General features: G+C 68.2%; 27 protein-coding genes and 1 tRNA gene. 8 read left to right on the top strand and 20 right to left on the bottom strand.

Features of this window, described 5'->3' with window-relative positions; translation table 11 throughout:
* Window positions 1-73 precede the first annotated feature (73 nt).
* From carA to greA, 4 genes are all read left to right on the top strand, one after another.
* Window positions 74-1,246: a glutamine-hydrolyzing carbamoyl-phosphate synthase small subunit gene (gene carA, locus GRI72_RS05620; protein WP_160732952.1), complete on the top strand. Its 1,173-nt coding sequence runs from the start codon at window positions 74-76 to the stop codon at window positions 1,244-1,246.
* On the top strand, window positions 1,246-1,473 hold the full coding sequence (locus tag GRI72_RS05615) for a hypothetical protein (protein ID WP_160732951.1): 228 nt from the start codon (window positions 1,246-1,248) through the stop codon (window positions 1,471-1,473). The genes carA and GRI72_RS05615 overlap by 1 nt, the downstream gene beginning before the upstream one ends.
* Window positions 1,473-4,796 carry a carbamoyl-phosphate synthase large subunit gene (carB, locus tag GRI72_RS05610; RefSeq protein ID WP_160732950.1) on the top strand — a complete coding sequence of 1,108 codons (3,324 nt, stop codon included), beginning with the start codon at window positions 1,473-1,475 and terminating at the stop codon, window positions 4,794-4,796. The genes GRI72_RS05615 and carB overlap by 1 nt, the downstream gene beginning before the upstream one ends.
* A 108-nt stretch (window positions 4,797-4,904) precedes the next feature.
* Window positions 4,905-5,381, top strand: a complete 477-nt coding sequence (gene greA / locus GRI72_RS05605; protein WP_160732949.1) for a transcription elongation factor GreA — start codon at window positions 4,905-4,907, stop codon at window positions 5,379-5,381.
* 70 nt (window positions 5,382-5,451) lie between these two features.
* Here greA and GRI72_RS05600 read toward each other — a convergent pair whose 3' ends face one another.
* The 5 genes from GRI72_RS05600 to GRI72_RS05580 all read right to left on the bottom strand — a co-directional run bounded on the left by GRI72_RS05600 (window position 5,452) and on the right by GRI72_RS05580 (window position 7,706).
* On the bottom strand, window positions 5,452-5,682 hold the full coding sequence (locus tag GRI72_RS05600) for a DUF4170 domain-containing protein (RefSeq protein WP_160732948.1): 231 nt from the start codon (window positions 5,680-5,682) through the stop codon (window positions 5,452-5,454).
* Window positions 5,683-5,799: 117 nt separating this feature from the next.
* Window positions 5,800-6,294, bottom strand: coding sequence for a hypothetical protein (locus GRI72_RS05595; protein WP_160732947.1), 495 nt, complete (start codon window positions 6,292-6,294; stop codon window positions 5,800-5,802).
* Window positions 6,295-6,339: 45 nt separating this feature from the next.
* Window positions 6,340-6,663, bottom strand: coding sequence for a hypothetical protein (locus GRI72_RS05590; RefSeq protein WP_160732946.1), 324 nt, complete (start codon window positions 6,661-6,663; stop codon window positions 6,340-6,342).
* Window positions 6,660-7,061, bottom strand: coding sequence for a phage holin family protein (locus GRI72_RS05585; protein WP_160732945.1), 402 nt, complete (start codon window positions 7,059-7,061; stop codon window positions 6,660-6,662). The genes GRI72_RS05590 and GRI72_RS05585 overlap by 4 nt, the downstream gene beginning before the upstream one ends.
* 27 nt (window positions 7,062-7,088) lie before the next feature.
* Window positions 7,089-7,706 carry a hypothetical protein gene (locus GRI72_RS05580; RefSeq protein ID WP_160732944.1) on the bottom strand — a complete coding sequence of 206 codons (618 nt, stop codon included), beginning with the start codon at window positions 7,704-7,706 and terminating at the stop codon, window positions 7,089-7,091.
* A 176-nt stretch (window positions 7,707-7,882) separates the two neighbouring features.
* Here GRI72_RS05580 and eno point away from each other — a divergent pair, with 176 nt between their 5' ends.
* A complete protein-coding gene (eno, locus tag GRI72_RS05575; RefSeq protein WP_160732943.1) occupies window positions 7,883-9,169 on the top strand; it encodes a phosphopyruvate hydratase in 1,287 nt (428 codons plus the stop codon).
* A gap of 46 nt (window positions 9,170-9,215) precedes the next feature.
* Here the strand turns inward: eno and GRI72_RS05570 are convergent, their stop codons facing one another.
* The 8 genes from GRI72_RS05570 to GRI72_RS05535 form a co-directional block, all read right to left on the bottom strand.
* On the bottom strand, window positions 9,216-9,515 hold the full coding sequence (locus GRI72_RS05570) for a hypothetical protein (RefSeq protein WP_160732942.1): 300 nt from the start codon (window positions 9,513-9,515) through the stop codon (window positions 9,216-9,218).
* A 40-nt stretch (window positions 9,516-9,555) separates the two neighbouring features.
* Entirely contained in the window at window positions 9,556-9,975 is a 420-nt protein-coding gene (gene ribH, locus GRI72_RS05565; RefSeq protein WP_160732941.1) for a 6,7-dimethyl-8-ribityllumazine synthase, read from the bottom strand.
* A 73-nt stretch (window positions 9,976-10,048) separates the two neighbouring features.
* A tRNA-Lys gene (locus GRI72_RS05560) sits at window positions 10,049-10,124 on the bottom strand.
* A 97-nt stretch (window positions 10,125-10,221) separates the two neighbouring features.
* Entirely contained in the window at window positions 10,222-11,337 is a 1,116-nt protein-coding gene (gene rodA, locus GRI72_RS05555) for a rod shape-determining protein RodA (protein ID WP_160732940.1), read from the bottom strand.
* A complete protein-coding gene (gene mrdA, locus GRI72_RS05550) occupies window positions 11,334-13,376 on the bottom strand; it encodes a penicillin-binding protein 2 (protein ID WP_160732939.1) in 2,043 nt (680 codons plus the stop codon). The genes rodA and mrdA overlap by 4 nt, the downstream gene beginning before the upstream one ends.
* Window positions 13,376-13,930: a rod shape-determining protein MreD gene (locus GRI72_RS05545; protein ID WP_160732938.1), complete on the bottom strand. Its 555-nt coding sequence runs from the start codon at window positions 13,928-13,930 to the stop codon at window positions 13,376-13,378. The genes mrdA and GRI72_RS05545 overlap by 1 nt, the downstream gene beginning before the upstream one ends.
* Entirely contained in the window at window positions 13,930-14,820 is an 891-nt protein-coding gene (mreC, locus tag GRI72_RS05540) for a rod shape-determining protein MreC (RefSeq protein WP_160732937.1), read from the bottom strand. The genes GRI72_RS05545 and mreC overlap by 1 nt, the downstream gene beginning before the upstream one ends.
* 10 nt (window positions 14,821-14,830) lie before the next feature.
* Window positions 14,831-15,874 (bottom strand): rod shape-determining protein, encoded by a 1,044-nt coding sequence (locus GRI72_RS05535; RefSeq protein WP_160732936.1) that lies wholly within the window; start codon window positions 15,872-15,874, stop codon window positions 14,831-14,833.
* 194 nt (window positions 15,875-16,068) lie between these two features.
* On the opposite strand from GRI72_RS05535, the gene mutL reads away from it, so the two are divergent.
* Window positions 16,069-17,892, top strand: a complete 1,824-nt coding sequence (gene mutL / locus GRI72_RS05530) for a DNA mismatch repair endonuclease MutL (RefSeq protein WP_160732935.1) — start codon at window positions 16,069-16,071, stop codon at window positions 17,890-17,892.
* Between the two features lies 1 nt (window position 17,893).
* On the top strand, window positions 17,894-18,442 hold the full coding sequence (locus GRI72_RS05525; RefSeq protein WP_160732934.1) for a hypothetical protein: 549 nt from the start codon (window positions 17,894-17,896) through the stop codon (window positions 18,440-18,442).
* Window positions 18,443-18,472: 30 nt separating this feature from the next.
* On the opposite strand, the gene GRI72_RS05520 is transcribed toward GRI72_RS05525, so the two are convergent.
* Genes GRI72_RS05520 through GRI72_RS05510 form a run of 3 tightly spaced genes read right to left on the bottom strand, consistent with a single transcriptional unit; the run spans window position 18,473 to window position 21,050 of the window.
* Window positions 18,473-18,949, bottom strand: coding sequence for a MaoC/PaaZ C-terminal domain-containing protein (locus tag GRI72_RS05520; protein ID WP_160732933.1), 477 nt, complete (start codon window positions 18,947-18,949; stop codon window positions 18,473-18,475).
* 1 nt (window position 18,950) lies between these two features.
* Window positions 18,951-20,294, bottom strand: a complete 1,344-nt coding sequence (locus tag GRI72_RS05515) for a hypothetical protein (protein ID WP_237486809.1) — start codon at window positions 20,292-20,294, stop codon at window positions 18,951-18,953.
* Window positions 20,295-20,309: 15 nt separating this feature from the next.
* Complete coding sequence (locus GRI72_RS05510) at window positions 20,310-21,050, bottom strand: glutaredoxin family protein (RefSeq protein ID WP_160732932.1); 741 nt, start codon at window positions 21,048-21,050, stop codon at window positions 20,310-20,312.
* Between the two features lie 50 nt (window positions 21,051-21,100).
* Here GRI72_RS05510 and GRI72_RS05505 point away from each other — a divergent pair, with 50 nt between their 5' ends.
* The gene (locus tag GRI72_RS05505; protein WP_160733229.1) at window positions 21,101-21,478 is read left to right on the top strand and encodes a MerR family transcriptional regulator; all 378 of its coding nucleotides are present in this window, start codon (window positions 21,101-21,103) and stop codon (window positions 21,476-21,478) included.
* Here GRI72_RS05505 and GRI72_RS05500 read toward each other — a convergent pair.
* The 4 genes from GRI72_RS05500 to GRI72_RS05485 form a co-directional block, all read right to left on the bottom strand.
* Window positions 21,475-22,272, bottom strand: a complete 798-nt coding sequence (locus GRI72_RS05500; RefSeq protein WP_160732931.1) for a DUF1206 domain-containing protein — start codon at window positions 22,270-22,272, stop codon at window positions 21,475-21,477. The genes GRI72_RS05505 and GRI72_RS05500 overlap by 4 nt on opposite strands.
* A 76-nt stretch (window positions 22,273-22,348) precedes the next feature.
* Window positions 22,349-23,644: an alkaline phosphatase family protein gene (locus tag GRI72_RS05495; RefSeq protein ID WP_160732930.1), complete on the bottom strand. Its 1,296-nt coding sequence runs from the start codon at window positions 23,642-23,644 to the stop codon at window positions 22,349-22,351.
* Between the two features lie 17 nt (window positions 23,645-23,661).
* Window positions 23,662-24,762 carry a redox-regulated ATPase YchF gene (gene ychF, locus GRI72_RS05490; RefSeq protein ID WP_160732929.1) on the bottom strand — a complete coding sequence of 367 codons (1,101 nt, stop codon included), beginning with the start codon at window positions 24,760-24,762 and terminating at the stop codon, window positions 23,662-23,664.
* A 98-nt stretch (window positions 24,763-24,860) separates the two neighbouring features.
* Window positions 24,861-25,856 carry an SDR family NAD(P)-dependent oxidoreductase gene (locus GRI72_RS05485; RefSeq protein ID WP_160732928.1) on the bottom strand — a complete coding sequence of 332 codons (996 nt, stop codon included), beginning with the start codon at window positions 25,854-25,856 and terminating at the stop codon, window positions 24,861-24,863.
* Window positions 25,857-25,955 lie beyond the last annotated feature (99 nt).

Raw genomic sequence — 25,955 nt, 5'->3', positions numbered from 1 at the left:
CGGAAACCGCGCCCGCGCCTAGCGGCTGGGACTTAGCGACATTACCGGAAAACCAATGAACTCGGAGCGCCCCATGGCAGACCCCGTTAACACGCCTGCGCAACCCAAAGGAGCGACCGGCGTGCTGGTTCTGGCCGACGGGAGCCTGGTCTGGGGCAGGGGCTTCGGGGCCGTGGGCGCCGCGGTGGGCGAAGTGTGCTTCAACACCGCGATGACCGGTTACCAGGAAGTGATGACCGACCCTTCCTACGCCGGGCAGATCGTCACGTTCACTTTCCCCCACGTCGGGAACGTCGGCGCGAACGCCGAAGACGTCGAATCGAAGGTCGAAGGCGCGGTGGGCTGCATCGTGCGCGAGGAGGTGACGCCGCATTCGAACTTCCGCGCCCGCGAGGAGTTCGGCGAGTGGCTGGCCGCGCAGGGCAAGATCGGCCTGTCGGGCGTCGATACGCGCGCGCTGACCCGGCGCATCCGGCTGAACGGCGCGCCCAACGCGGTAATCGCGCACGATCCCGATGGAAACTTCGACATCCCGGCGCTGCTCCGGCGCGCACAGGAATGGCCGGGGCTGGAAGGGATGGACCTCGCCCGGCGCGTCAGCCGCGAGAAGCAGGAACGCTGGGAAGGCGGCTACTGGCGGCTCGGCAGCGGCTATGGCCGTTCCCCGCGCGACGAGGGGCGTCCCCATGTCGTGGCGATCGATTACGGCAGCAAGGACAACATCTTCCGCAACCTCGTGCGCGCCGGCGCGCGGGTGACGGTGGTTCCGGCGAAGACCTCGCTGGACGAGATCATGGCGCTTTCGCCGCAGGGCGTGTTCCTTTCCAACGGTCCGGGCGACCCGGCGGCGACCGGCGAATACGCGGTGCCGGTGATCAAGGGCCTGCTGGAACGCGACATGCCGATCTTCGGCATCTGCCTCGGCCACCAGATGCTGGCGCTGGCCGCGGGGGCGAAGACCGCCAAGATGCACCAGGGCCACCGCGGCGCGAACCACCCGGTCAAACGGCTGGCGGACGGCGTGGTCGAGATCACCAGCATGAACCACGGCTTCGCGGTCGATAACGCCGCGCTTCCCGAAGGGGTCGAGGAAACGCACGTCAGCCTGTTCGACGGCTCCAACTGCGGCATCGCGATCAAGGGCAAGAAGGCCTTCGGCGTGCAGTACCACCCCGAAGCGAGCCCGGGCCCGCAGGACAGCTTCTACCTGTTCGAGAAGTTCGTGGGGATGCTGGGAGAGCGGTAATGGCCACAGTTCGCACTTTTGAAGTCGAGAAATCCGACAACGCCCAGCCACATGATGAGGTTGAACGTGCGGTCGTACGACTTGTTGATTGCGGCAACGAGCGTTTCATCCAAATTGATACCTATGGCCGATCTACGCGAGAAGTGCCTGGAAAGCTTTCGCAGACTACGCGGCTGGACAAGGCCGCATTCGACAAATTCGTCCAGCTTGGGAAAGCCCATTTCTAATGCCCAAACGCACTGACATCTCCTCGATCCTCGTTATCGGCGCCGGGCCGATCATCATCGGCCAGGCTTGCGAGTTCGACTATTCGGGCACGCAGGCGATCAAGGCGTTGAAGGAGGAGGGCTATCGCGTCATCCTCGTCAACTCCAACCCGGCGACGATCATGACCGATCCCGAGTTCGCCGATGCGACGTATGTCGAGCCGATCACGCCCGAGATCGTCGAGAAGATCATCGCGAAGGAAAAGCCCGACGCGCTGCTGCCGACGATGGGCGGGCAGACCGCGCTCAACTGCGCGCTGGCGCTGTTCAATGACGGCACGCTGGACAAGCACGGCGTGCAGATGATCGGCGCCAATGCCGACGCGATCGACAAGGCCGAGAATCGCCAGCGCTTTCGCGAGGCGATGGACAAGATCGGCCTCGAATCGGCGCGCAGCGGGGTCGCCAACACGCTGGACGAGGCCTTTGCGGTGCTCGAGCGGACCGGCCTGCCGGCGATCATCCGGCCCAGCTTCACCCTCGGCGGTACCGGGGGCGGCATCGCCTACAACAAGGCCGAGTTCGAGCGGATCGTGCGCGAAGGGCTCGACGCCAGCCCGACGACCGAAGTGCTGATCGAGGAATCGCTGCTCGGCTGGAAGGAATACGAGATGGAAGTCGTGCGCGACCGGCACGACAACGCCATCATCGTCTGCTCGATCGAGAACGTCGATCCGATGGGCGTCCACACCGGCGACAGCATCACGGTCGCCCCCGCGCTGACGCTGACCGACAAGGAATACCAGATCATGCGCAGCGCCAGCATCGCGGTGCTGCGCGAGATCGGCGTCGAAACGGGCGGGTCGAACGTGCAGTTCGCGGTCAACCCGGAAGACGGCCGCCTGATCGTGATCGAGATGAACCCGCGCGTCTCGCGCTCGTCCGCGCTGGCATCGAAGGCCACCGGCTTTCCGATCGCGCGCGTCGCGGCGAAGCTGGCGGTCGGTTACACGCTGGACGAGATCACCAACGAGATCACCGGCGCGACGCCGGCGAGCTTCGAACCGACGATCGATTACGTCGTGACCAAGATCCCGCGTTTCGCGTTCGAGAAGTTCAAGGGCGCGAAGACCGAGCTTTCGACCGCGATGAAATCGGTTGGCGAAGTCATGGCGATCGGCCGCAATTTCCAGGAATCGATGCAGAAGGCCCTGCGCGGGCTGGAAACCGGGCTGGACGGCTTCAACGGCGTGGCCGAGCTGGAAGGGGCCGATCGCGAGGCGATCACCACCGTGCTGAGCCGCCGGACGCACGATCGCCTGCTGAAGGTCGCCCAGGCCATGCGCGAAGGCTTCACGGTGGAGGATATCCAGGCGATCACCGGCTACGACCTGTGGTTCCTGCGCCAGATCGCCGATATCGTCGCGGCCGAGAAGGACGTGAGCGAGAACGGCCTGCCGCTCGATCCCGACGGGATGCGGCGGCTGAAGGCGATGGGCTTTTCCGATCGCCGCCTGGCCACGCTGGCCGTGCGCTCGGTCGGCGTTGCCGGGGGGCTGGCCGAAACCCAGGCCACCCGCTCGGGCCTGCTGCACGACACCGTGCGCGCGATGGCCGGCGCGACCAGCGAAGAGGAAGTGCGCAAGCTGCGCCGCAAGCTGGGCGTGCTGCCGGTGTTCAAGCGGATCGATTCCTGCGCGGCCGAGTTCGAGGCCGTCACCCCCTACATGTATTCGACTTACGAGGCGCCGAGCTTCGGCGAGCCCGAGGACGAGGCCCGGCCGAGCGATCGCCGCAAGGTCGTGATCCTCGGCGGCGGCCCGAACCGGATCGGGCAGGGGATCGAGTTCGATTACTGCTGCGTCCATGCCTGCTTCGCGCTGGCGGAGGCCGGGTTCGAAACGATCATGGTCAACTGCAACCCGGAAACGGTCAGCACCGATTACGACACGTCGGACCGCCTCTATTTCGAACCGCTGACGGCCGAGGACGTGCTGGAAATCCTGCGGGTCGAACAGCAGTCGGGCGAACTGGTCGGGGTGATCGTGCAGTTCGGCGGGCAGACGCCGCTGAAGCTGGCCCAGGCGCTGGAGGACGAGGGCATTCCGATCCTCGGCACCAGCCCCGACGCGATCGACCTGGCCGAAGACCGCGAACGCTTCGCGCGGCTCGTCAACCAGCTCAAGCTCAAGCAGCCGCTCAACGGAATTGCCAAGAGCCGCGACGAAGCCGCCGCGGTCGCCGCGCGGATCGGCTACCCGGTCCTGCTGAGGCCCAGCTACGTCCTGGGCGGGCGCGCGATGGAGATCGTGGACAGCGAGGCGCAGCTCGACGATTACATCGCCACCGCGGTTCACGTCTCGGGCGACAGCCCGGTCCTGGTGGACCAGTACCTGCGCGACGCGATCGAGTGCGACGTCGATGCGCTGTGCGACGGCGAGGACGTGCGCATCGCCGGGGTGATGCAGCATATTGAGGAAGCCGGCGTCCACTCGGGCGACAGCGCCTGCACGCTGCCGCCCTATTCGCTGCCGGCGGAAATCGTCGAGGAGATGGAGCGCCAGGCCGAGGCGCTCGCCCGCGCGCTCAAGGTCGTGGGCCTGATGAACGTCCAGTTCGCGGTCAAGGACGGAGAGGTCTACCTGATCGAGGTCAATCCTCGCGCGAGCCGGACGGTGCCGTTCGTGGCCAAGGCCATCGGGCAGCCGGTGGCCAAGATCGCCGCGCGCGTGATGGCGGGCGAGAAGCTCAGTGCCTTCCCGCCCTTCCGCCGCGCGTTCGACTACATGGCGGTGAAGGAAGCCGTGTTCCCGTTCACCCGCTTCCCCGGCGCCGACCCGATCCTGACGCCCGAGATGCGCTCCACCGGCGAAGTCATGGGGATCGACCGCGATTTCCCCGCGGCCTTCCTCAAGTCGCAGCTGGGGGCGGGCGCGCGCCTGCCCGAAGGCGGGGTGGTCTTCGTCTCGGTGAAAGACAGCGACAAGGCGATCATCCTGCCTGCCGTCCGCTCGCTGATCGAACAGGGCTTCGGCGTCATCGCCACGGCCGGGACCCAGGCGTACCTCGCCGAACAGGGCCTGCCGGTCGAACGCGTCAACAAGGTCGCCCAGGGGCAGCCGCACATCGTCGACCGGATGATCGATGGCGACGTGTCGCTGGTCTTCAACACGACCGAGGGCTGGCAGAGCCTGATCGATTCGAAATCGATCCGCGCGACGGCCCTCGAAATAAAGATTCCCTACTACACCACGGCGGCGGCATCGCTCGCCGCGGCCAAGGCGATCCGGGCCGTCCGCGCCAGCCAGCTTGAAGTGCGACCGCTGCAAGACTATTATAGCTGAAACAACCCGCGTTCCCTCCCGAACATTCCGCCCGTTTCGCCGCCGCCTCCCCGACGGAGGGGCACAGGGCGGAATTGCCGTGACGGGGACGCATGGAGGAAAGACGCGATGGCTACGATGGAAAAGGTTCCGATGCTGGCAGAGGGTTACGAGCGGCTGACTGCCGACCTCAAGTCCCTGCGCGCGGAACGGCCGAAGATCGTCGACGCGATCGAAGAAGCGCGCGCCCATGGCGACCTGTCGGAAAACGCCGAATACCACGCGGCGAAGGAACGGCAGGGCCAGGTCGAGGCGCAGATCGCCGAACTGGAAGATCGCGTCAGCCGCGCCCAGATCATCGATCCGACGACCCTTTCGGGCGACAAGATCGTTTTCGGCGCGACCGTGACCCTGCTGGACGACGACGACAAGCCGGTGAAATACCAGATCGTCGGCCAGACGGAAGCCGACGCGAACCGGGGGCGGATCAGCTACAACTCGCCGCTGGGGCGCGCGCTGATCGGCAAGTCGGTGGGCGACGAGATCGAGGTGACCGTGCCTTCGGGCGACAAGTTCTACCTCGTCGACAAGATTGAATTCATCTGATCCGGGCCGCGGCGCGGGCCGCGGGCGGATGAAACGAAGGCCCCGGACCGCGTCCGGGGCCTTTCGCCTGTCAGGCGTCCGGCGTCAGCAGGCGGTGCAGGTGGACGACGACGTATTTCATTTCAGCATCGTCCACGGTGCGCTGCGCATTGCCGCGCCAGGCCTCGACCGCGCTGTCGTAATCGCTGAACACGCCGACCACGTGGATGCTTTCCGGGTCCTGGAATTCCAGCGTGCGGGGATCCTTCACGCGCCCGCCCATGACGAGGTGGAGCCGCTGGGGTGCTTCGGTTTCTTCCATGTCTTCGGTCCTGAACCATGAGGGAGGAGGGTTGGGGAACGGCGCGGCCCTTATAGCAAACGGCGCGGCAGGCAACCCCGCCGCGCCGCTGCGCGCCCCTTGCGGCCGCGGGGGCCGTCAGTGGGCGATGCGCTGCTTCAGGTCGCGCACCGTGCGCCCGGTCCGCTTGCCGGCATCGCGCGTCAGGCGGCGCACGGTTTCGCGCGCCGCGTCGCGCTGGGAGCCGACCTCGCGGCGGAAATCGCGGGCGCTGTCGCCGATCGAATCGCCGATGTCCTCCAGCCGGTCGCCGCCGGTCCTGGCTGCCGAGCCGAGGTTGTCGAGCAGGGAAGCGCCATAGGCGGCCCCCATCTCGGCCAGGATCGCGGCCATGGCCGAGCCGCGACGCACGGCCTTCTTGCGCATGCGCCGGCCGGGGCCGGGAACGATGCTGGCGATGATAACGCCCAGCGCCAGGCCGCCGGCAACGGTCGCGATCGGGTGGTCCTTGACGAAAGCGGTCGCGGTGTCGCGCGCCTCGCGGGCATAGTCGCCCATCGAGCGGTTCGCGTGCCGCTGCTGGCCCGCCTCGATCCGGTTCTTCAGCTCTTCGCTTTTCTCGTTGTCGGCCATTGTCGTTAGTCTCCGCTGAATTGGGTTGTCGGGAACCGAACGGGCTCAAGCCCCTTCGAGTTTCGCCTCTGCCTCGTCGTCGTCGCGCCCGGCTTCATCCCCGGTGAACAGGGCCATCAGGGGGTGCCGCGCGAACCACAGCACGATCGCCGCGACCAGCGTGACCAGCACGCCGCGGTGGTTCTCCGCGACGTCGGTCGCCTCGTCGAGCACGTCGCTCGCGCCTTCGGCCAGCCGTTCCAGCACGCGCGCGCCGATGCCCTTGGCGTTGAGATCGGTCTGCAGGTGGGCGATGTCCGCCTTTACCAGCGCCAGCGCCGCGTCGCGCAACGCACGGGCTTCCGCCATCCTGTGTTCGGCCTCGGTCATGGGCTGTCGTCTCCGAAGCTGGCCCCGGCCTCCTTGAAATGCCGGATCGCGCTGCGCGCGAACAAGTATCCGCCGAGCAGGAGCACCCCGGTCACCGCCGCGGTCGCGCCCCAGATGGTGAGGAAGCGCGAGAGCGCGATGACCACGCCGACCACCAGCCCGATCAGCGCGATATGCACGAGGGCGAAGGCGGCAAGGCCGTGGACGATCCCCCACTTGCCCTTGTCCGCGACGAAACCCGCGCGGCTTTTCTGATAGGCCGCCTCGGCCTCCAGGTAGGTCTTGCCGTCTTCGAGCAGCGCGACGAGATCGTCGGTCAGCGAAGTGCCCGAGCGCGCCTGGTCGGCGCCCGGACTCTCCTGCCCGTCCTGCCCGGGGGGCAGGGGCTCGTCATGCATGGTTGCCACCTCGGGAAAGCGCGCGGATCAGTCGCGGCTGCCGCGGAACATCCGCGCCAGCATGAAACCCGCGACCGCCGCCAGCCCGACCGCGAGGCCGGGACTCCGGCGGACCATTTCGCGCGCTTCGTCGCTCAGTTCGTCGACGCTCTTCTGGTCGAGCTTGACCGAGGCATCCTCGAGGCTGCGCGAGGCCTTGCGCGCGTAATCGCCGTATTGCGAACCGAACTTCTCGTCGATCGCGGTGGCATTCTCGGAAACCATGCGGCTGAGCGAGGACAGCGCCTCGCTCGCCTTGGTCTTGCCCTCGGTCGCGAGTTCCTTGCTCTTGCCCTTCGCCTGTTCGCCATAGGCCTTCGCCTCGGCGACCCAGTCGTCGGAGCGGTCGCGCGCCTGGTCGCGATAGGCGGAGGCGCGATCGGCCGCCTCGGCCTTCAGCGCGGCGGCGCCGGCCTTGGCTTCCTCCAGCGCGGAGTTGAAACGCGACTTGGCTTCGGTCCGGTGGTCCGTCGTCGGTTGATCAGGGGTCCGGCTCTCGGGCGCGGGGGTGCTGGCGGCACCCGTCTTCGCCTTCGCCGTGCTGCGAGCCCCCGGCTTCTTGGCGGTCGTTTTCTTCTTGGTGGTGGAAGGTGTCGCGTCAGCCATGTCGTGTTCCCTTAAGCCCTCAACTTGATTTGCAGCGCGCAGCCGTCATCGGCGCTTTAGCTGTTCAGGTTGCCAACGCAACTTGCGCCGCATTGTTCCGGCGCATAGAGGGGCGCCAGACACCCGATATGGGGGTGTCATAGTCCATTACAACACCTCTCGACCCGGAGCGCTTCATGACTGCGATCATCGATCTTCACGGCCGCGAAATCCTCGACAGCCGGGGCAATCCGACAGTGGAGGTGGACGTCCTGCTGGAAGATGGCAGCTTCGGCCGCGCCGCCGTGCCTTCGGGCGCGTCGACCGGCGCGCACGAGGCGGTGGAACTGCGCGACGGCGACAAGGGGCGCTATCTGGGCAAGGGCGTGACGAAGGCCGTCGATGCCGTGAACGGAGAGATCGCCGACACTCTTCTGGGCCTCGACGCGGAAGACCAGCGCGACATCGACCTGGCGATGATCGCGCTCGACGGCAGCGGGAACAAGGGGCGCCTGGGCGCGAACGCGATCCTCGGCGTCAGCCTGGCCGTGGCCAAGGCGGCCGCCAATGCGCGCGGCCTGCCGCTCTACAGCTACCTGGGCGGGGTTTCGGCCCATGTCCTGCCGGTGCCGATGATGAACATCATCAACGGCGGCGAGCATGCCGACAACCCGATCGACATCCAGGAATTCATGATCATGCCGGTCGGCGCCGAAACGCTGGCCGACGGCGTGCGCTGGGGCGCGGAAGTGTTCCACACGCTCAAGAAGGGGCTGGCGCAGAAAGGGCTTTCGACCGCGGTCGGCGACGAAGGCGGCTTTGCGCCCGATCTCGCCAGCACGCGCGCGGCGCTCGATTTCATCATGCGCTCGATCGAGGAAGCCGGCTTCCGGCCGGGGGCCGACGTCGCGCTGGCGCTCGATTGCGCCTCGACCGAGTTCTTCTCCGAAGGCCGCTACGATCTTGCCGGGGAAGAGATCTCGCTCAATCCCGAGGAAATGGCCGAGTACCTGGCGAGCCTGTGCGCCGATTACCCGATCCGCTCGATCGAGGACGGGATGAGCGAAGACGACTTCGAAGGCTGGAAGGCGCTGACCGATCGCATCGGCGGGAAAGTGCAATTGGTCGGCGACGACCTGTTCGTGACCAACCCCGAGCGGCTGCGGATGGGGATCGACAAGGGGCTGGCGAACTCGCTGCTGGTCAAGGTCAACCAGATCGGCACGCTGACGGAGACGCTGGAGGCGGTCGATATCGCCACTCGTGCCGGCTACACCTCGGTGATGAGCCACCGCTCGGGCGAGACCGAGGATTCGACCATTGCCGACCTCGCGGTCGCGACCAACTGCGGCCAGATCAAGACCGGCTCGCTCGCCCGGTCGGATCGCCTGGCGAAGTACAACCAGCTGATCCGGATCGAGGAAGAACTGGGCGACAGCGCCCGCTATGCCGGCAACGCCTGCTTCGGCCGGCTCGCCGACTGACGCCGCTGCGGCCAAGGCTGGGGGAGGGGAGCGCGAGAGGGGCGGCCTAGCCGTCCACTTCGCGTTCGGCCTCTTCCTCCAGCTCTTCCATCTTTTCCAGCTTGCGCCGGTTGCGCGGGCTCAGCAGGTATTGCCACACGCCCCAGGCGTTGATGGCCAGCAGGATCGCGTTCATCGCGGCGATCGGCATGGCCCCGCTCGTCAGGCCGGACACGATCCAGGTGATCGCCACAGCGCAGAACAGCACGAAGCCCCAGCCGGTGGCCTTGCGCCCCAGGTCGGCGGCGATCAGCCCGGCAGCGATCATCGTGCCGATGGCGGCAATCCATTCGAGCGGTCCGTTCACGCGGGCACCTGTGCCGGGCGATCGCGCCGGGACGCCGCGATCAAGCGAACTTGTCCTGCAGGGCCAGCATGGCCATGGCGGCGCGGGCAGCCTCGCCGCCCTTGTCCTTTTCCGCCTTCTTCGCGCGGACGAGCGCCTGTTCCTCGTTCTCGACCGTCAGGATGCCGTTGCCGATCGCAATGCCGTCCATCGAAAGGGCCATGATCCCGCGCGCGCTCTCGCCCGCGACGATCTCGAAGTGATAGGTCTCGCCGCGAATGACGATGCCGAGCGCGACGAAGCCGTCGAACCGCCCGCTCTCGGCGGCAAGCGCGATCGCGCCGGGCACCTCCAGCGCGCCCGGAACGGTCACGACCTCGACTTCGTGCCCCGCCGCCTCCAGCGCGCTGCGCGCGCCGTCGAGCAACAGGTCGTTGAGATGTTCGTAGAACCGGGCCTCGACCACCAGGAAACGCGCCATGCAAATCTCCGCATCAAAACTGCCAGCCCGGTAGCACAAGCGGCGCGCGGGGGAAGGGGCGAATGGTGGGAAATGGTGGACGCACTAGGGCTCGAACCTAGGACCCGCTGATTAAGAGTCAGCTGCTCTACCAACTGAGCTATGCGTCCCCATGCCGTTTCGGCTGGCCGGGCGGGGCAGGGCCCCGACTCGGGAGGCGCTGCATATAGCGATCCTCGCGAGCATGAAAAGGGGTGATTTCGCGATCTAGCGAAAACGGCTCTGCGGCGCCTGCCGATTCCAGCGATTGACCATCATCAGCGAGCCGATGCAGATCATGTTCGTCAGCATCGACGAACCGCCGTGGCTCATGAACGGAAGCGGGATCCCGACCACAGGGGCCAGGCCCATGACCATCATCAGGTTGATCGCGACGTAGAAGAAGATCGTCGCCACCATCCCGGCCGCCAGCAGCTTGGCGAAGCGATCCTGCGAGCGGTGCGCGACCTGGAGGCCCCAGCGCAGGATCAGGCCGAAGATCAGGATCACCGCCAGGCCGCCGAGCAGGCCCCATTCCTCGGCCATCGTCGCGAAGACGAAATCGGTGTGCGGCTCGGGCAGGTAATTGAGATGGCTCTGCGATCCCTCGTTGAAGCCCTTGCCGGTCAGCCCGCCCGAGCCGATCGCGATCTTCGACTGGGTGATGTGATAGCCGGCGCCCAGCGGATCGCTTTCGGGATCGAGGAAGGTCGTCACCCGCCGCCGCTGGTAATCGTGCAGGCCGAAGAAATAGGCGATCGGCGCGACGATCATGGCCCCGATCGCGCCGGCTGCGAACCAGCGCAGCGGCAGGCCGGCCAGGAACATGACCACGACCCCCCCGAAGGCGATGGCCAGCGTCGTGCCGAGATCGGGCTGGAGCAGGACGAGCCCCATCGGCAGCGCGATCAGCACGCCCGCCGGAACGAGCGCGCGCCACGACGTCGTCATCGAAGGAGGAAGCCCGCTGTAGAAGCGCGCCAGGACCAGGACGATCGCCGGCTTCATCAGTTCGGATGGCTGCAGTTGGATCACCCCCAGGTCGAGCCAGCGCTGGCTGCCGCCGCCGACGAAGCCCATCGCCTCCACCGCGACCAGCATGGCCAGGACCAGAGCGTAGCCGGGGTAGGCGAGCAGGCGCACGAGATCCCGGCTGAACAGCGTCATCACGCCGGCCATCGCCAGGAACACGGCGAAGCGCACGAGGTGCGGAATGGCAAAAGGCTTCCAGTTGCCGCCCGCGGCGGAGAACAGCACCATCGCGCCGAAGCCGACCAGCATGAATAGCGGGATCAGCATTCCCCAGGGCTGGCGCGCGATCGGGGCGGGGACGACCGAGTTCATTCGTCCACCTGCGAACGGTTGATCGCGGCGTCGGTCGCCTCGTTCACCGGCACCATCGCGGCGGCCCGGGCCTCGGCGTCGACACGGTCGAAGATTTCCTCTTCACGGCGCGGCACCGGCGGCACGTCCGCGCCTGCCTGCTCGGCATAGGCGGCGTATTTCCTGGTCAGCCGTTCCTGCGCGGTGCCGCCCCATTGCTTTTCAAGCGCGTGAAGCGCCTCCATCCCCTTGGTCGGGTCGAACAGGAATGTCGTCACGTCGCGGGCGATCGGATAGGCCGCGCCCGATCCGCCGCCGTGTTCGATCACCACCGCGCCGGCATAGCGCGGGTTGTCGAACGGCGCGAAGAAGATGAACAGCCCGTGGTCGCGATACTTCCACGGGCCCGAGCGGCCATCCGATTTCGACAGCGAGACGACCTGCGCGGTCCCGGTCTTGCCCGCCATCAGCACGTCGGGCAGCGGCAGGCGCGCGCGCCCGGCCGTTCCGGGGCCGTTGACGACGTCGCTCATCGCCTCGCGCACGAGCCTGACGTGTTCGGCGGGGAAGTCGGCCGAGGCGAACGGTGCCTCCGCGCCGCCGTAGAGCAGGCGGGGCTGGACATGGCGGCCGGTGGCGATGCGCGATGCCATGACCGCCAGCTGCAGCGGGTTGGAGAGCATGTAGCCCTGGCCGATCGTGGCGTTGACCGTGTCGAAGGCCTGCCATTCGCGCCCGTGCTTGCGCAGTTTCCACGCCGGGTCGGGAACGGTGCCGTAGAACTGGCTCAACACCGGCAGGTCGAATTCCTGGCCCATGCCGCAGCGCCGGGCCATGGCCGCGATCGGGTCCATCCCGATCCGCTGTGCGAAGTGATAGTAATAGACGTCGCAGCTCTGGTAGATGCCCTTGGCCATGTTCACGTGGCCGTGGCCGCCCCGTTTCCAGCAGCGGAACACGCGGTTGCCGACCCTCAGGCCGCCGCCGCAATAGACGGTTTCTTCCGGGTCGAGCCCCTCGCGCAGGAACGCCATCGAAACCATCGGCTTCACCGTCGAGCCGGGCGGATAGAGGCCTTTCAGCACCTTGTTGCGCAAGGGGACGCGTTCGTCCTCGCGCAGCATCGCGTATTCGACGCTGCCGATCCCGTCGGAAAAGCTGTTGGGATCGAAACTGGGCATCGAGGCCATGCACAGCAGGTCGCCGGTGCGGCAGTCCATGACCACGACCGAGCCCGATTCGAGGCCGATCCGGCGGGCGGCATAGTCCTGCAGCGGGCCGTCGATCGTCAGCTTGACCGGCTCGCCCTGGACGTCCTCGCGCGTTTCGAGGTCGCGCACGATCCGGCCCGAGGCGGTCACTTCGACCCGGCGCGCGCCGGGGACGCCGCGCAGGCGCTGCTCGAACTGCTTTTCCAGCCCGTCCTTGCCGATCTTGTAGCCGGGCGTGATCAGCAGGGGGTTGCGATCCGCCTCGTACTCCTCGGCCGAAGCCGGGCCGACATAACCGATCAGGTGCCCGACCGACGGGCCCGTGGGGTAGAAGCGCGAGAAGCCGCGCTGCGGCACGACGCCGGGCAGGTCGGGCAGGCGCACGCTGAGCGCGGCGAACTGTTCGTAGCTGAGGCCGCTGCCGACCTCGACCGGGCGGAAGCCGCGCGTCTGGTCGATCCGCTCGCGCAAGTCGATCAACTGCGCGCGGTCGAGCGAGAGCACTTCGCCCAGAACCTCGATCTCGCGTTCCTTGTCGGTCATCCGCTCGGGGATCACGTCGACGCGGAAGTCGGCCCGGTTGGATGCCAGCGGCGCGTCGTTGCGATCGAGGATCCACCCGCGGCGCGGCGGGATCAGCGACAGGTTGACGCGGTTGCTTTCCGCCTCGGTCCGGTACTTCTCGTTCTCCGCGATCGCGATATAGCCCATCCGCACCGCCAGCAGCGTGCCGATGCCCGCGCCCACCGCCGCGATGACGAAGCTGCGACGATCGTAGATATTGTCGAGCGTGGCAGAAGTGAGCTGGGACGAAAGGGCCTTGCGCGCGCGCGATTTCCTGCCGAGCATCAGCCGATCATCCAGATACGGAGCAGCCTGAAACGGTCGAGGATGGAAATCATGCGGGCGATAATGGGATAGAGGAGCAGGGACAGCAAGATCTGCGGCAGCAGCGCGGCCAGCAGCGGGGCGTAGAGATGGGCCCCCGATACCACCGCGGCGGCGACGATATAGGTGGCGACGATGGCGCCGGCGATCAGCCAGTCCTGGACGAACGACCGCCAGGGGAAGCGGATCTCGATCGCCTCGATCGCGATCATGGCCAGCGACCACAGCAGGATAGCGCTGCCGAATGGCTGCCCGCTGAACAGGTCGTCGAACGCGCCCAGCGGCAGGCCCGCCCAGACCGGCATGAGGCCCGGCCGCACGAGGCGCCAGGCGACCAGCGTCATCAGCCCGATCGGCGGGACGACCGGCGCGGCCGAGGCGATCGGGAACAGCGGCAGGAGCGAGGCGAGAAGGATCGTCCCCCAGGGCACGGCGTAGGCGAGCGCGGGGGAATGGGTCCGGTTGATCCGCGAGCCGTATGCATCGCGGCGCGACCGGGGATCGGTCCGCTCCATTACTCGGTCACCGGCTCCGCCGCGGGCGTCTGCGCCGCGCGCAGGGCGTCTTCCTGCCAGATCGCCTCGACCGCGACGTAATCGGTCGCCGCCGGGTCGCTGATGATCCGCGCCAGCGCGCCGTCCTCGGTCTTCTCGGCCACGATCGCCACCGCGATGCCGGGGCGGTAGTAACCGCCGGCCCCGCTGGTGACGAAGACGTCGCCCGGCTTCAGCGGGTTGATGCCCAGGTTCACCAGGCGAATACGCAGCAGGCTGTCGCCGCGCCCCTCGGCGAAGGCGACGACGTTGCCCTGCGCCAGCCGCACGGGCAGGACGCTCTGGCTATCGGTCAGCAGGAGGACGCGCGCGCTGTCGCGGCCGACCTCCAGCACGCGGCCGACGACGCCGCGCGGGCTGCGCACCGGCATTCCGGCCACCACGCCGTCCGCGCGGCCCGCGCCGAGATAGGCGAAACGTCGCGCGCTCGCCGAGGTGGAACCGATCAGGCGCGCGACGGCGACCGGCTTCTCATCCGTCTCGTAGAGGCCGAGGAGGGCCTTCAGGCGCGCGTTTTCCTGCGCCAGCGCCTCCGCCTCCGCCAGGCGGATGCGGGCGAGTTCGACTTCCTTCTTCAGCTCGGCATTCTGGCTGCCGGCGCGCAGGTACCCCCCGATCGCGTCGAACAGGCCCTGGCTTTCGGCCCGGACATTCGCGCTCGCCGTGGCCGCGGGGGCAACGGCGTCGCCGGCAACCGCGCGCGGGCCGTTGAAGCTTGCCGGCCGCCAGAGCGAGAGGGCGAGGAGGACGGCACCGACGAGCGCGCCGATCCCGGCGATGACGTAGCCGGTGAAGACCCCGTATTGCGCCCTGCGCGAATAGCTCGAGCGCCGTGACGAAGGCGGCGCCATACGTTCCCCCTCAGGCGGTCATCAACACGCCGCGATAGATCGGATCTTCCATCGCCCGGCCGGTGCCGATGGCGACGCACGACAGCGGGTCTTCGGCAATGCTGACGGGCAGGCCGGTTTCCTCGCGCAAGTGCTCGTCCAGTTCCTGGATCAGCGCGCCGCCGCCGGTCAGCACGATGCCCTGGTCCACGATGTCGGCGGCGAGTTCGGGCGCGGTGTTCTCCAGCGCGATCCGCACGCCTTCGACGATCGCGCCGATCGGTTCGGCCAGCGCCTCGGCCACGTGGGCCTGGTTGATCGTGATTTCCTTCGGCACGCCGTTCACCAGGTCGCGGCCCTTCAGCGTGATCGTTTCGCCCACGCCGTCTTCGGGCACCGTGGCGATGCCGTAATCCTTCTTGATCCGCTCCGCCGTCGATTCGCCGATCAGCAGGTTGTGGTGGCGGCGGACGTAGGAAACGATCGCCTCGTCCATCTTGTCGCCCCCGGTGCGGACCGAGGTGGTATAGGCAAGCCCGCGCAGCGACAGCACCGCGACTTCGGTCGTGCCGCCGCCGATATCGACGACCATCGACCCGACCGGCTCGGTCACCGGCATGTCGGCCCCGATCGCCGCGGCCATCGGCTCGAGGATCAGGTAGACCGCGCTCGCCCCCGCATTGCTCGCCGCGTCGCGGATCGCGCGCCGTTCGACCGAGGTCGAGCCGGAGGGGACGCAGATCGTGATCTCGGGATAGCGGAACAGGCTCTTCTTCCCGTGCACCTTGCGGATGAAGTGCTTGATCATCTCCTCGGCGATCTCGATGTCGGCGATCACGCCATCGCGCAGCGGGCGGATCGCCTCGATGCTGTCGGGCGTCTTGCCCATCATCATCTTGGCATCGTCGCCCACGGCCTTCACGCGCTTGATCCCGTTGATCGTCTCGATCGCGACCACCGATGGCTCGTTGAGGATGATGCCCTGGTCCTGGACATAGACCAGGGTGTTGGCGGTGCCGAGGTCGATCGCGAGGTTCTGCGAGCCGAATTTGAACATGTTGGACAGGAAGCTCATTGCCGTTGCGCGTTTTCCGTATGTGTCTCGGGCCCTCGCCGCAGTTACCCGCGACTGCCGTAACCCGCATCTGACAGGGATCGCGGGTCCTTAACCAAAGCTGCGGAAAAAGGCCAAAAGAATTGTTGCGAAAAGCTGGGTAAACCCTTCCGCCGGCCTCGAATTCACGGCGCTTCGCCGCTAGGTACCCGGCAATGCCCGAAATTCGCCGCCTTCCCGAAACGCTGGTGAACCGCATTGCCGCGGGCGAAGTGGTCGAACGGCCTGCCTCTGCGCTGAAGGAGCTGGTCGAGAACGCGATCGATTCCGGCGCGTCGCGCATCGCGATCAGGATCGTCGACGGCGGGCTCGGCCGGATCGAGGTGACCGACGATGGCTGCGGCATGTCGCCGCAGGAGATGGCGCTGGCGCTGGAACGGCACGCGACCTCGAAGCTGCCCGAAAGCCTGGTGGGCGAAGAAGGCGCGATCGAACGGGTGGCGAGCCTGGGCTTTCGCGGCGAGGCCCTGCCTTCGATCGCCAGCGTCGCGCGGCTGACGCTGGAAAGCCGGCCGCAGGGGGCGGGCGAGGGCTGGAAATGCGTGGTCGATCACGGCGACCCTTGCGAGGACGGGCCGGCCGCGCTGCCGCCCGGAACGCGGGTGCGGGTGGAAAACCTGTTCGCCAGGGTGCCGGCGCGGCGCAAGTTCCTGCGCACGGCGCGGAGCGAATATGCCGCCTGCCACGACGTCGTGCGGCGCCTGGCCATGGCCCGGCCCGACATTGCCTTCACGTTCGAGCATGGCGAGCGGCGGATCCTCTCGCTCCAGGCCGACCAGCCGCTGGCCGGGCGGGTGGCGCAGATCGTCGCGCGCGAGCTGGAGGCGAACGGCGTCGCGATCGACCTCGAGCGCGGGGCGATGAAGCTGACCGGGATCGCCGGGCTGCCGACCTACAACCGCGGCGTGGCCGATCACCAGTACCTGTTCGTCAACGGGCGTCCGGTGAAGGATCGCCTGCTGAGCGGCGCGGTGCGCGGCGCCTATGCCGACATGCTGGCGCGCGATCGCCACGCCGTGCTGGCGCTGTTCCTCGACCTGCCGGCGCAGGAAGTGGACGTCAACGTGCACCCGGCGAAGACCGAGGTGCGCTTTCGCGATGCGGCGGGGGTGCGCGGTTTCATTGTTTCCGGCCTGCGCCAGGCGCTGGCGACCGGCGACCGGCGCAGCGCACAGGCCCCAGACGCGGCCGCCATGGGCCGCTGGCAGAGCGAGCCGGTGGCCGAGCCCGCCCCGGCGGCGGCCCTGCAATCGATCTTCTCCGGCCGCGACTGGTCGGCCCCGGCGGCCGGCGTGCGCGAGGCATCGCAGGCCTGGCGCGAGCACGAGCAGGACGTGATGGCATCGCCGCAAGGCCGGGCCGAGCAAGCCGCCCCGCTGCCCGACGACGCGGCCCGGTACCCGCTCGGCATCGCGCGCGGCCAGGTGGCCAATACCTATATCGTCGCCGAGGCGGCGGACGGGCTGGTTCTCGTCGACCAGCACGCCGCGCACGAACGTCTCGTGCTCGAACGGCTGCGCGCCGCGGGGGCCGGGGACTCGGTCGCGCGCGCGCAGGCCCTGCTGATCCCCGAAGTGGTCGAGCTGGAGGAGACCGCCTGCGACAGGCTGGAGGACGCCGCCGAAAAGCTCGCCGGGCTGGGCCTGGCGATCGAGCGCTTCGGACCGGGCGCCATGCTGGTGCGCAGCGTGCCGCATTCGCTGCGCAAGTCCGACCCGGCCCGCTTGCTGCAGGACATTGCCGACGATCTCGCCCACCACGGCGAGGCCCTGCTTCTGGGGGAGAAGCTCGACCTCGTGCTCGCGACGATGGCCTGCCACGGGTCGGTCCGCGCGGGGCGCGTGCTCTCGGTCGCGGAAATGAACGCGCTGCTGCGCGAAATGGAGCGCACCCCGCGTTCGGGGCAGTGCAATCACGGCCGCCCGACCTGGGTCAAGCTGAAGATGGAAGATGTCGAGAAACTGTTCGGAAGGCATTGATATGAAACGGCTTGTGCCCTTGATGCTGCCTTTCGCGGTGATCGCCTGCGGCGAGGCCGCGCCCACGGCGGAGGAGAAGCGCGCGGCCGAAGATCGCGCGATCGCCGCGGTCGAGGCCGCACAGGACGTTCCGCCCGACCCGGTCGAACTGGAGGCGATCACTTATCCCGATATCGAACAGCATCGCCTTTCGGGCGCCGGCTGCGCGTTCCTGCGCGAAGGCGAAGAGGGCCGGGAGGGGGCCGGGGAAGGGGCCGCGGCCAGGGAAGGGGAGGCGGACCTTCTGGCCCTGGCGATGGAACGCGGCGCCTTCGTCAAGATCGACGGGCGCATCCACCGGCTCGCGCCCGATGCGGGCAGCCCGCAATTGCCCGTCATGGCGCGGGCGCGCTACGACGGGCGCGAGTACGCGATGCTGCTGGACCTGGCCGAGCGGGAAGGCACCCGCAGCGGCATGGAGACGACCGACTATCCCGCGCGGCTGGAACTGCGCAACGGGCGCGGCCAGGTCGTCTACGGGGCCAGCGGAATCGCCCAGTGCGGCACCTGAGGCGACCGGCGGCAAGGCTTCGTTAGCGGTTCAGCCGGTCGGGGCATCCTCGATCGGGGCCGACGGATCGCGCACGCGGATCAGCCCGTTCGAGATCATTTCCAGCACCACGTCGTCGTCCTGGTTGAAGACCTGGATGCGCGACCGGAACAGGCCCATCTCGGGCCGTTTGCGGCTGCGGCGCCGGGCGATGACCTCGGTCTCGCACCGCAGGGTGTCGCCCGGATAGACCGGGCGGCGCCACTTCAGCTCGTCGATGCCGGGCGATCCCAGCCCGGCCTGTTGTTCGCGGTGCATGTTCTCCACCATCATGCGCATCGTCATCGCGCAGGTCTGCCAGCCGCTGGCCGAGAGGCGCCCGAAATGGGTCGCCGCCGCGGCCTCGTCGTCGAGATGGAACGGCTGCGGATCGTATTTTTGCGCGAAGTCGATCACTTCCTCGCGCGTGACCTCGTACGAGCCGAAGCTCTGCCTGGTCCCGATCTCGATATCTTCAAAGTACTTCACACTAGTCCCCCAGGCTGAATCGCGCGAACAGCGTGTAGCCCATCGGGCTGTCTCCGTAATAGGGGTCCAGTTCCGCCGGCTTGGCAAAGGCGGAGAGGCTGCCGCCCAGCGCCACGTTAACCGGCCCCAGCGGCAGGCGATAGGCATAGCCGGCCTGGAACTTGGTGATCCGGAACGCCTCGTGGTGCAGCGGATCGTGGTGATCGGGGAAAAGCTCGTCGTTCTTCACGTTCTCGACCCGGCCGAACAGCGTGTGCCGATCGGAAAGATCCCAGTTCACTTCGCCCAGCCAGGCGGTCAGCGTGTCGCCGGGCCGGCGGTCCTTGGCGGAAAATGCCGCCATGGCCGACAGGCCGCGCCCGTCGTTGTAGTGGACCGAGGCGGTCGTCCGGTGTTCGTCCGCGCCGCCGTGCATCGCCTCGGGTTCGTCGATCTGGCCGTAGCTCGCCTGGAGCAGCCACGCCGGGGCGGGGGCGAAGCTGGCGCGCACGCTCCACGAATCGAGCCGCGGCGCCTCGATGTTCCAGCGGAACTCGTCCGGCTCGCGGCCGCGGAAGGCGCTGCCCTCCAGCTGCCAGGCCGGTCCGCCGATGCCGGCCGTCACGACGCCGTAGGTGATATGGGTCGAATCGAACCAGTGATGGGTGATCGGCGCCTCCGGGTTGTAGCGGGCGCTGGCGCGATGCATGAACGCGCTCGGCCCCAGCGCCGGCTCGCCCACCGGGCCGCCGTAGAGGAAGGCGCTCGTATTCTCGCCGATATCGACCTCGATCCTGCCTGCCAGTTCCATGAACAGGTCGTGCGGGTGCTGCCGGTCGACCAGCGGTTCGCCATAGGCGACTTCGCCGGTGGCGAAGAGGTTGGGATAGCCGTCGTGCCGCATGGCCGGTTCGAGGCTCATCATCGTGCGCAGGGTCAGCTTGCCCCCGTCGAACGGCTTTTCCAGCGTCGCCATGGCCATCGACTGGACGTAGAACTTGTCGTCGCCGCGCGGGCCGCCCTGGTCGGTATAGACCGGCCAGACGAAGCCGTGGAGCATCAGGCTGGCATCGCCGCCGAGATCGATCGCCGCGCCGTGGTCCATCGTCTCGTTCGCGGGAAGGCGCGAGGTGCCCGACCCTTCGCCGCCGTGCGCGGGGCCGTGGTCCATCGCCCCGTGGTCCATCGCCCCGTGGTCCATCGCCCCGTGGTCCATTGCCCCATGATCCACCGTCGCGCGATCGCGCGGATGATCGATCGGTTCGTCGTCCATGCCGGGGGGCGCGTCGGGGCCGGTCTGGGCCAGCGCGGGAAGGGGGGCGAGCAGGGCGGGCGCGGCAGCCGCCGCGAGAAGTGAGATACGCATCCAGGTGGTGTTCCTTCAGTACCTGGCGATCATCCAGATCGCCATGCCGATCATGAAAAGGTTCTCGGTGAGCGAGACGAAACCGAGCGGCACGTTGCCAGACCCGCCGACGCAGGCGCACTTTATCGCGCGCTTCTGGACATAGACGGCGTAGAATACGCTGGCCGCCCCGATCGTGCCGATGACCAGCGCCACCGGGATCGAGAGCCAGTTCAGCGCATGGGCCGCCATCAGCACGCCGGCCCCGGCCTCCAGGAACGGATAGGCATAGGCATAGGGCACCCAGCGCCGCGCAAGGAGATCGTAGCCGACGAACATGGTCGAGAAGCGTTCCACGTCCTGCAGCTTCAGCATGGCGAGGATCGCCATCGTGAAGGCCACGAACCATTCGGCCGCGCGCACGGTGATGGCGGAGCCGAACGCCAGGTGACTGGCCGCCATGGCCAGCGCGGCGGCAATGGCGAACACGGCGATCACCGGGCGATAGCTGGTCGCGCCTTCGCCGGGCAGGGGCTTGCCCAGGAAAGCGCGCAGCTCGCTATAGCCGCCGATCCGCTCGCCCCCGATGAAGGTCTGCGGCGTCGTATCGACCCCGTGTTCCCGCTTGAAGGCGTCGGTTTCCTCGCGCGTGGTCAGCCACCGGTCGTCCACCGCGTAGCCATGGCGTTGCAGCAGCCACCGGGCCTTCACGCCATAGGGGCAGACGTGCTTGTCCATGACCATGCGGTGCAGCGTTGCGGTCTTGTCGTCGCTCATGCATTCCTCCATAGCCTCCGTACCGTGGTACGGAGTCAAGCATGAAAATGATGCGCATTTCCGATCTCGCCCGCGCCGGCGGGGTCGGGGTCGAAACGGTGCGATTCTATCAACGCAAGGGGCTGCTCGCCGTGCCGCGGGGAAGCGCGCCCGGCGGGCGGCACTACGGCGCGGAGGACCTGCGCCGCCTGCGTTTCGTGCGGCAGGCGCAGGCGGCGGGCTTCTCGCTGGCCGAGATTGCCGAGCTGATCGCGCTCGACCGGACCGACGACCGGCCGCGGGCCCGGGCGATGGCGCGCGAACGGATCGCGGCGCTCGACGCGCAGATCACGGCCCTTGCCGCCGCCCGCCGGTCGCTCGCCCGGCTGGCCAGCGACTGTGCGCGGGGCGATGCCGGGCCGTGCCCGATCCTCGCCGCCTTCGACTAGGAGCGGAAGGCCGGACGCATCCCTTCGGCGTCGAGCTCGGGAATGATGCGATAGCGCGCGAGGACGAGGCTGAAGAAACCGAACATCAGCAGGCCGATCGCCACGAGCGTGAAGATCACGCCGTCGTCGGCCAGGCTGGCCACGGCGTCGCCCAGCGTCAGGACCTGTTCGCTGCCGCTCGACAGGAAGCCGGCCTGAACCAGCGACCAGCCGATCAGGAGGAACACGACCGCGCGGGCGATATAGCCGATCCCCCCGAGCCAGCGGGTCTGCGAAGGGGCCCCGGGTGCGATGCGGTGCATGAATTCGCCCGTCCAGCCCTTCTTGGCCTGGAACACCGCGGCGACGATGAAGGCAATGCCGAGCAGGCCGAGGATCGCCCCGCCGAACTGGACCGACAGGACGCCCGACGCCGCCGCCTGCGCGCCGCCCCCGTTGTCGGAGCCCGAGGAGGCGAAGTTGAACGCCGAATAGGCGAGCGCGAGGTGGCCGATCGCGCTGCCGGCATGGCCGATGCGGTGCGCCCACCCGGTCTTGTCGCTCCCCTGGTTCTCGATATCGAACAGCGGGGAGGCGAGCCGGAACAGTGCATAGGCGACGAGGCCGACCACCATGAGCCAGAGGATCGCGGTGCCGAGCGGGAATTCCTGGATCGCCTGGAATATCCCGTTCGTGCCCTGCCGAATGCGCCCGGCGCTGGTGAGCGCGATCAGCCCGAGGACGGAATAGAGGATCGCGCGGCTGAAATAGCCGACGCGAACCAGGCTGCTGAACCGTTCGGACTTCGTTGCCATGTCTTGCTGTTCCCCTGTTGACTGGCTGGGAAACGCCGCAAGGGTGCAGTCCGTTCCGGCAGGCGCCGCCGGGCGGTCAGTCGGCCGCCGCCCCTTGCCGCTTCAGCGCGGGGCGGAACGCCTCGGCACCGCTCCCGTCGCCGAGGCCGAGCAGCACGCGCACGAGCGGCGCGACGGCGGTGTTGCGGACCGTGGGCAGGCGCACGCCGCGCTCGAACGCCGGGCCGTGGGCAAGGAACAGCGCCGCCATTTCGGGTGCCTCGTGGTCGTAACCGTGGCTGCCCCCGGTCCATTCGCGCGCGCTGCGGGTGCGGGCGATGGTCCAGCCGGTTTCCGCGACGCAGAGGTAGGGGGGGACGCGCGGGTTCGTGCCATAGGCGAAGCGCGCGGGGATGGCCTCCTTGCGCCAGCATTGCATGTGCGGATGATCGCGCAGCAACGCGGCCTCGAACGCGCGGCGGTTGCCCTCGGTCGGGTGGAAGGTGACATAGGCGCCGCTTTCGACCACCCGGTAGAGCGCCGGATCGACGGTTTCGTCGAGCGCGACGACCCGCTGCGAACTCGTCGCCGCCATCCCGTGATCGGAGACGATGACCAGGTTCGCCGGCTGCCCCAGCTCGGCCAGGCCGCTCACGAGATCGCCGATATGGCGATCGATCGTGCGGACCGCGGCGTTCAGCTCGGCACTGTCGGGCCCGCCGCGGTGGCCGGCGGTGTCCACCGCGTCGAAATAGAGGGTGACGAAGCCCGGGCGTATCCGGGCCGGGCGGCGCAGCCAGTCGAGCACGGTGTTCACGCGCTGGGTATTGGTCACTTCCATGCTGAACTGCTGCCAGTCCTGCGGGTAGCGGCCGCCTTGGGGCGAACCCCGTCCGCCCTCGGGCATCGTGCCGCCCCAGGCGACCGCCGATCCGGGCCAGAACATCGCCGCGGTGCGGATGCCGGCTTCCTCCGCCTCGACCCAGACCGGGCGGGAGGCGTTCCACCACCAGGGATCGAGCGTCGCCATCGTGAAGACTTCCTCCGGCCGCTCGGGGTGTTCGATCCGGTTGGCGGTGATCCCGTGGACATCGGGCACCTCGCCGGTCACCAGCGTCCAGTGGTTGGGGAAGGTCTTGGTCGGGAACGAGGGCTGCATCGGCGCGCGCACCCCGCCTTGCGCGAGGCGCGAGAGCGTGGGCGTCACGCCGCGGTCGAGGTAGTCGGGGCGGAACCCGTCGATCGAAACCAGGATCGTGACCGGCGCGCGCTCCTGCGCCATGGCGGCCGCCGGGGCGCCGGCGGATTGCAGCGAAGGCGCGTCGGCCGCGGGCACGCAGGCGGCGAGCAGCGCCGCCGCCGCCAGCGAGAGAGCACGGGCAAGCCTGGTCATGATGTCGCTCCGATCGGTCAGACGTTGAACTTGAACAGCATCACGTCGCCGTCCTGCACCAGGTATTCCTTGCCTTCCTGGCGCAGCTTGCCGGCTTCGCGAGCGCCGGCTTCGCCGCCGAGCGCGACGTAGTCTTCGTAGGCAATTGTTTCAGCACGAATAAAGCCGCGCTCGAAATCGGTGTGAATCTCGCCCGCGGCCTGGGGCGCCCGGGCCCCGTCGGGGAAAGTCCAGGCGCGCGATTCCTTCGGGCCGGCGGTGAAGAAGGTCTTGAGGCCCAGCAGCTTGTAGCCGGCGCGGATCACGCGGCTGAGGCCGCTTTCCGCCAGGCCCAGCTCGGCCAGGTACTCGGCGCGTTCTTCCTCGTCCATCGCGACCAGCTCGGCCTCGATCGCCGCGGATACGACGACTGCCTCGGCCCCTTCGTCCGCCGCCTTCTCGAACACGCGCGCGCTGAGCGCGTTGCCTTCGGCCGCGTCTTCCTCGGCGACATTGCAGACGTAGAGCACCGGCTTGGCGGTGAGGAGCTGGGCCTGGGCGAAGATGCGGGCTTCCTCGTCGTCCTTCGGCTCGGTCAGCCGCGCGGGCTTGCCGTCGCGCAGGAGATCGAGCGCCTGGCCCAGCACGCTGGCCATGATCTTCGCTTCCTTGTCGCCGCCGGTCGCCTTCTTCGCGGCCGCGGGAACGCGCTTTTCCAGGCTTTCGAGATCCGCCAGCATCAGCTCGGTCTCGACCACCTCGGCATCGGCGATCGGGTCCACGCGGTTGGCGACGTGCTGGATATCGTCGTCCTCGAAACAGCGCAGGACGTGGACCACGGCATCGACCTCGCGGATATTGCCGAGGAACTGGTTGCCCAGACCTTCGCCCTTGCTGGCGCCTTTCACGAGGCCGGCGATGTCGACGAAGGCGAGCTGGGTCGGGATCACTTTCGCCGAACCGGCGATCGCGGCGATCCTGTCCAGCCGTTCGTCGGGCACGGCGACCTGGCCCACGTTCGGCTCGATCGTGCAGAACGGATAGTTCGCCGCCTGCGCGGCCTGCGTCTCGGTCAGCGCGTTGAACAGGGTGGACTTGCCCACATTCGGCAGCCCGACGATTCCGCAGCGGAAACCCATTTGCTTCGAATACCTTCCATCTACCGTCGCCCGCGAAAGTGCCGCGGCCTTGCGGTGCGGGCGCTATAAAGAAATGCCGTCGCGCGACAAGCTCGGCGCTATCCGTGCACCGCCCTCACCAGGGGGCCGACCCGCTGCGACCCGCCGAGCCAGGCGAGCTGGGTGGCGGCGGTGACGCGATTGATCTCCTCCTGCGGGATCGAGCCGCCGCTGACCGCGCGGCGCAGCGGGCGGGTGCCGGGCGGCATGGCGATGATCTGCGCGATCGCGCGCGGGATATCCATGACGTCGGCGGTCCGGCCCGAGCCGTCCTCCAGCCCCATGCGGGCGACAACGTCGGGATAGCCGTCCTTGTGGACCTGCGCCGCGCGATCGCGCAGCGCGGCGGTATAGACATTGCGGTTGACCCATACTTTCGTCGGGTAGCCGCCCGGCTCGACGATCGTGACGTCGATATTGTGCGGCACGAGTTCGTAGGCGAGCTGTTCGAACATCGCCTCGACCGCGAACTTGTTGGCCGAATAGTGCCCGGCATAGGGCGCGATGACGCGCCCGAGCTGCGAGGAAACGGCGAAGATCTGCCCCCCGCCACGCGCGCGCATGGCCGGCAGGACGGCGCGGGCGAGGCGGTAATAGCCGAAGACATTGGTGTCGAAGGCGAGGCGGGTCGCCTCCATGTCCTGGACCTCGACCGGCCCCGAAATGCCGATCCCGGCATTGTTCACCAGCACGCCGAGCGCGCCGCCGGCCATGCCTTCGGCCTGCGAGACGGCGCGCGCCACCATGTCGTCGTCGAGCACGTCGAGCTCGAGCACGGTGATGTCGAGCCCCTCGTCCCGCGCGAGGCGCTCCAGCTCTTCCCCCTCGGGCCGGGGCAGGTTGCGCATCGTGGCGAAGACTTTCGCGCCGAGCCGGGCGTAGTGTTCCGCCCCGGCGCGGCCGAAGCCCGATGAGCAGCCGGTGATCAGGATCGACTTGCCCGAAAGGTCGGGCCGTGCAGCGACCCGGTCGGGCTGGGCGCGCGCGGCGCCGGCGGCGAGGGCGGTCGTGGCGGCGGCCCCGGCGAGCAGGGAACGGCGGTCTATCGTCGGCATCGATGGCTCCTGGCTGATGATCGTGCAAGATCGGTCCCGAAGGCCCGGCTGAACGCGCGCGGACCCTAGCCGAGCGGGCGGCGCCCGGTCGATAGGCTT

The sequence above is a fragment of the Pelagerythrobacter marinus genome (assembly GCF_009827515.1).
Lineage (GTDB): Bacteria > Pseudomonadota > Alphaproteobacteria > Sphingomonadales > Sphingomonadaceae > Pelagerythrobacter > Pelagerythrobacter marinus.
This window is presented reverse-complemented; position numbering and strand designations above follow the sequence as displayed.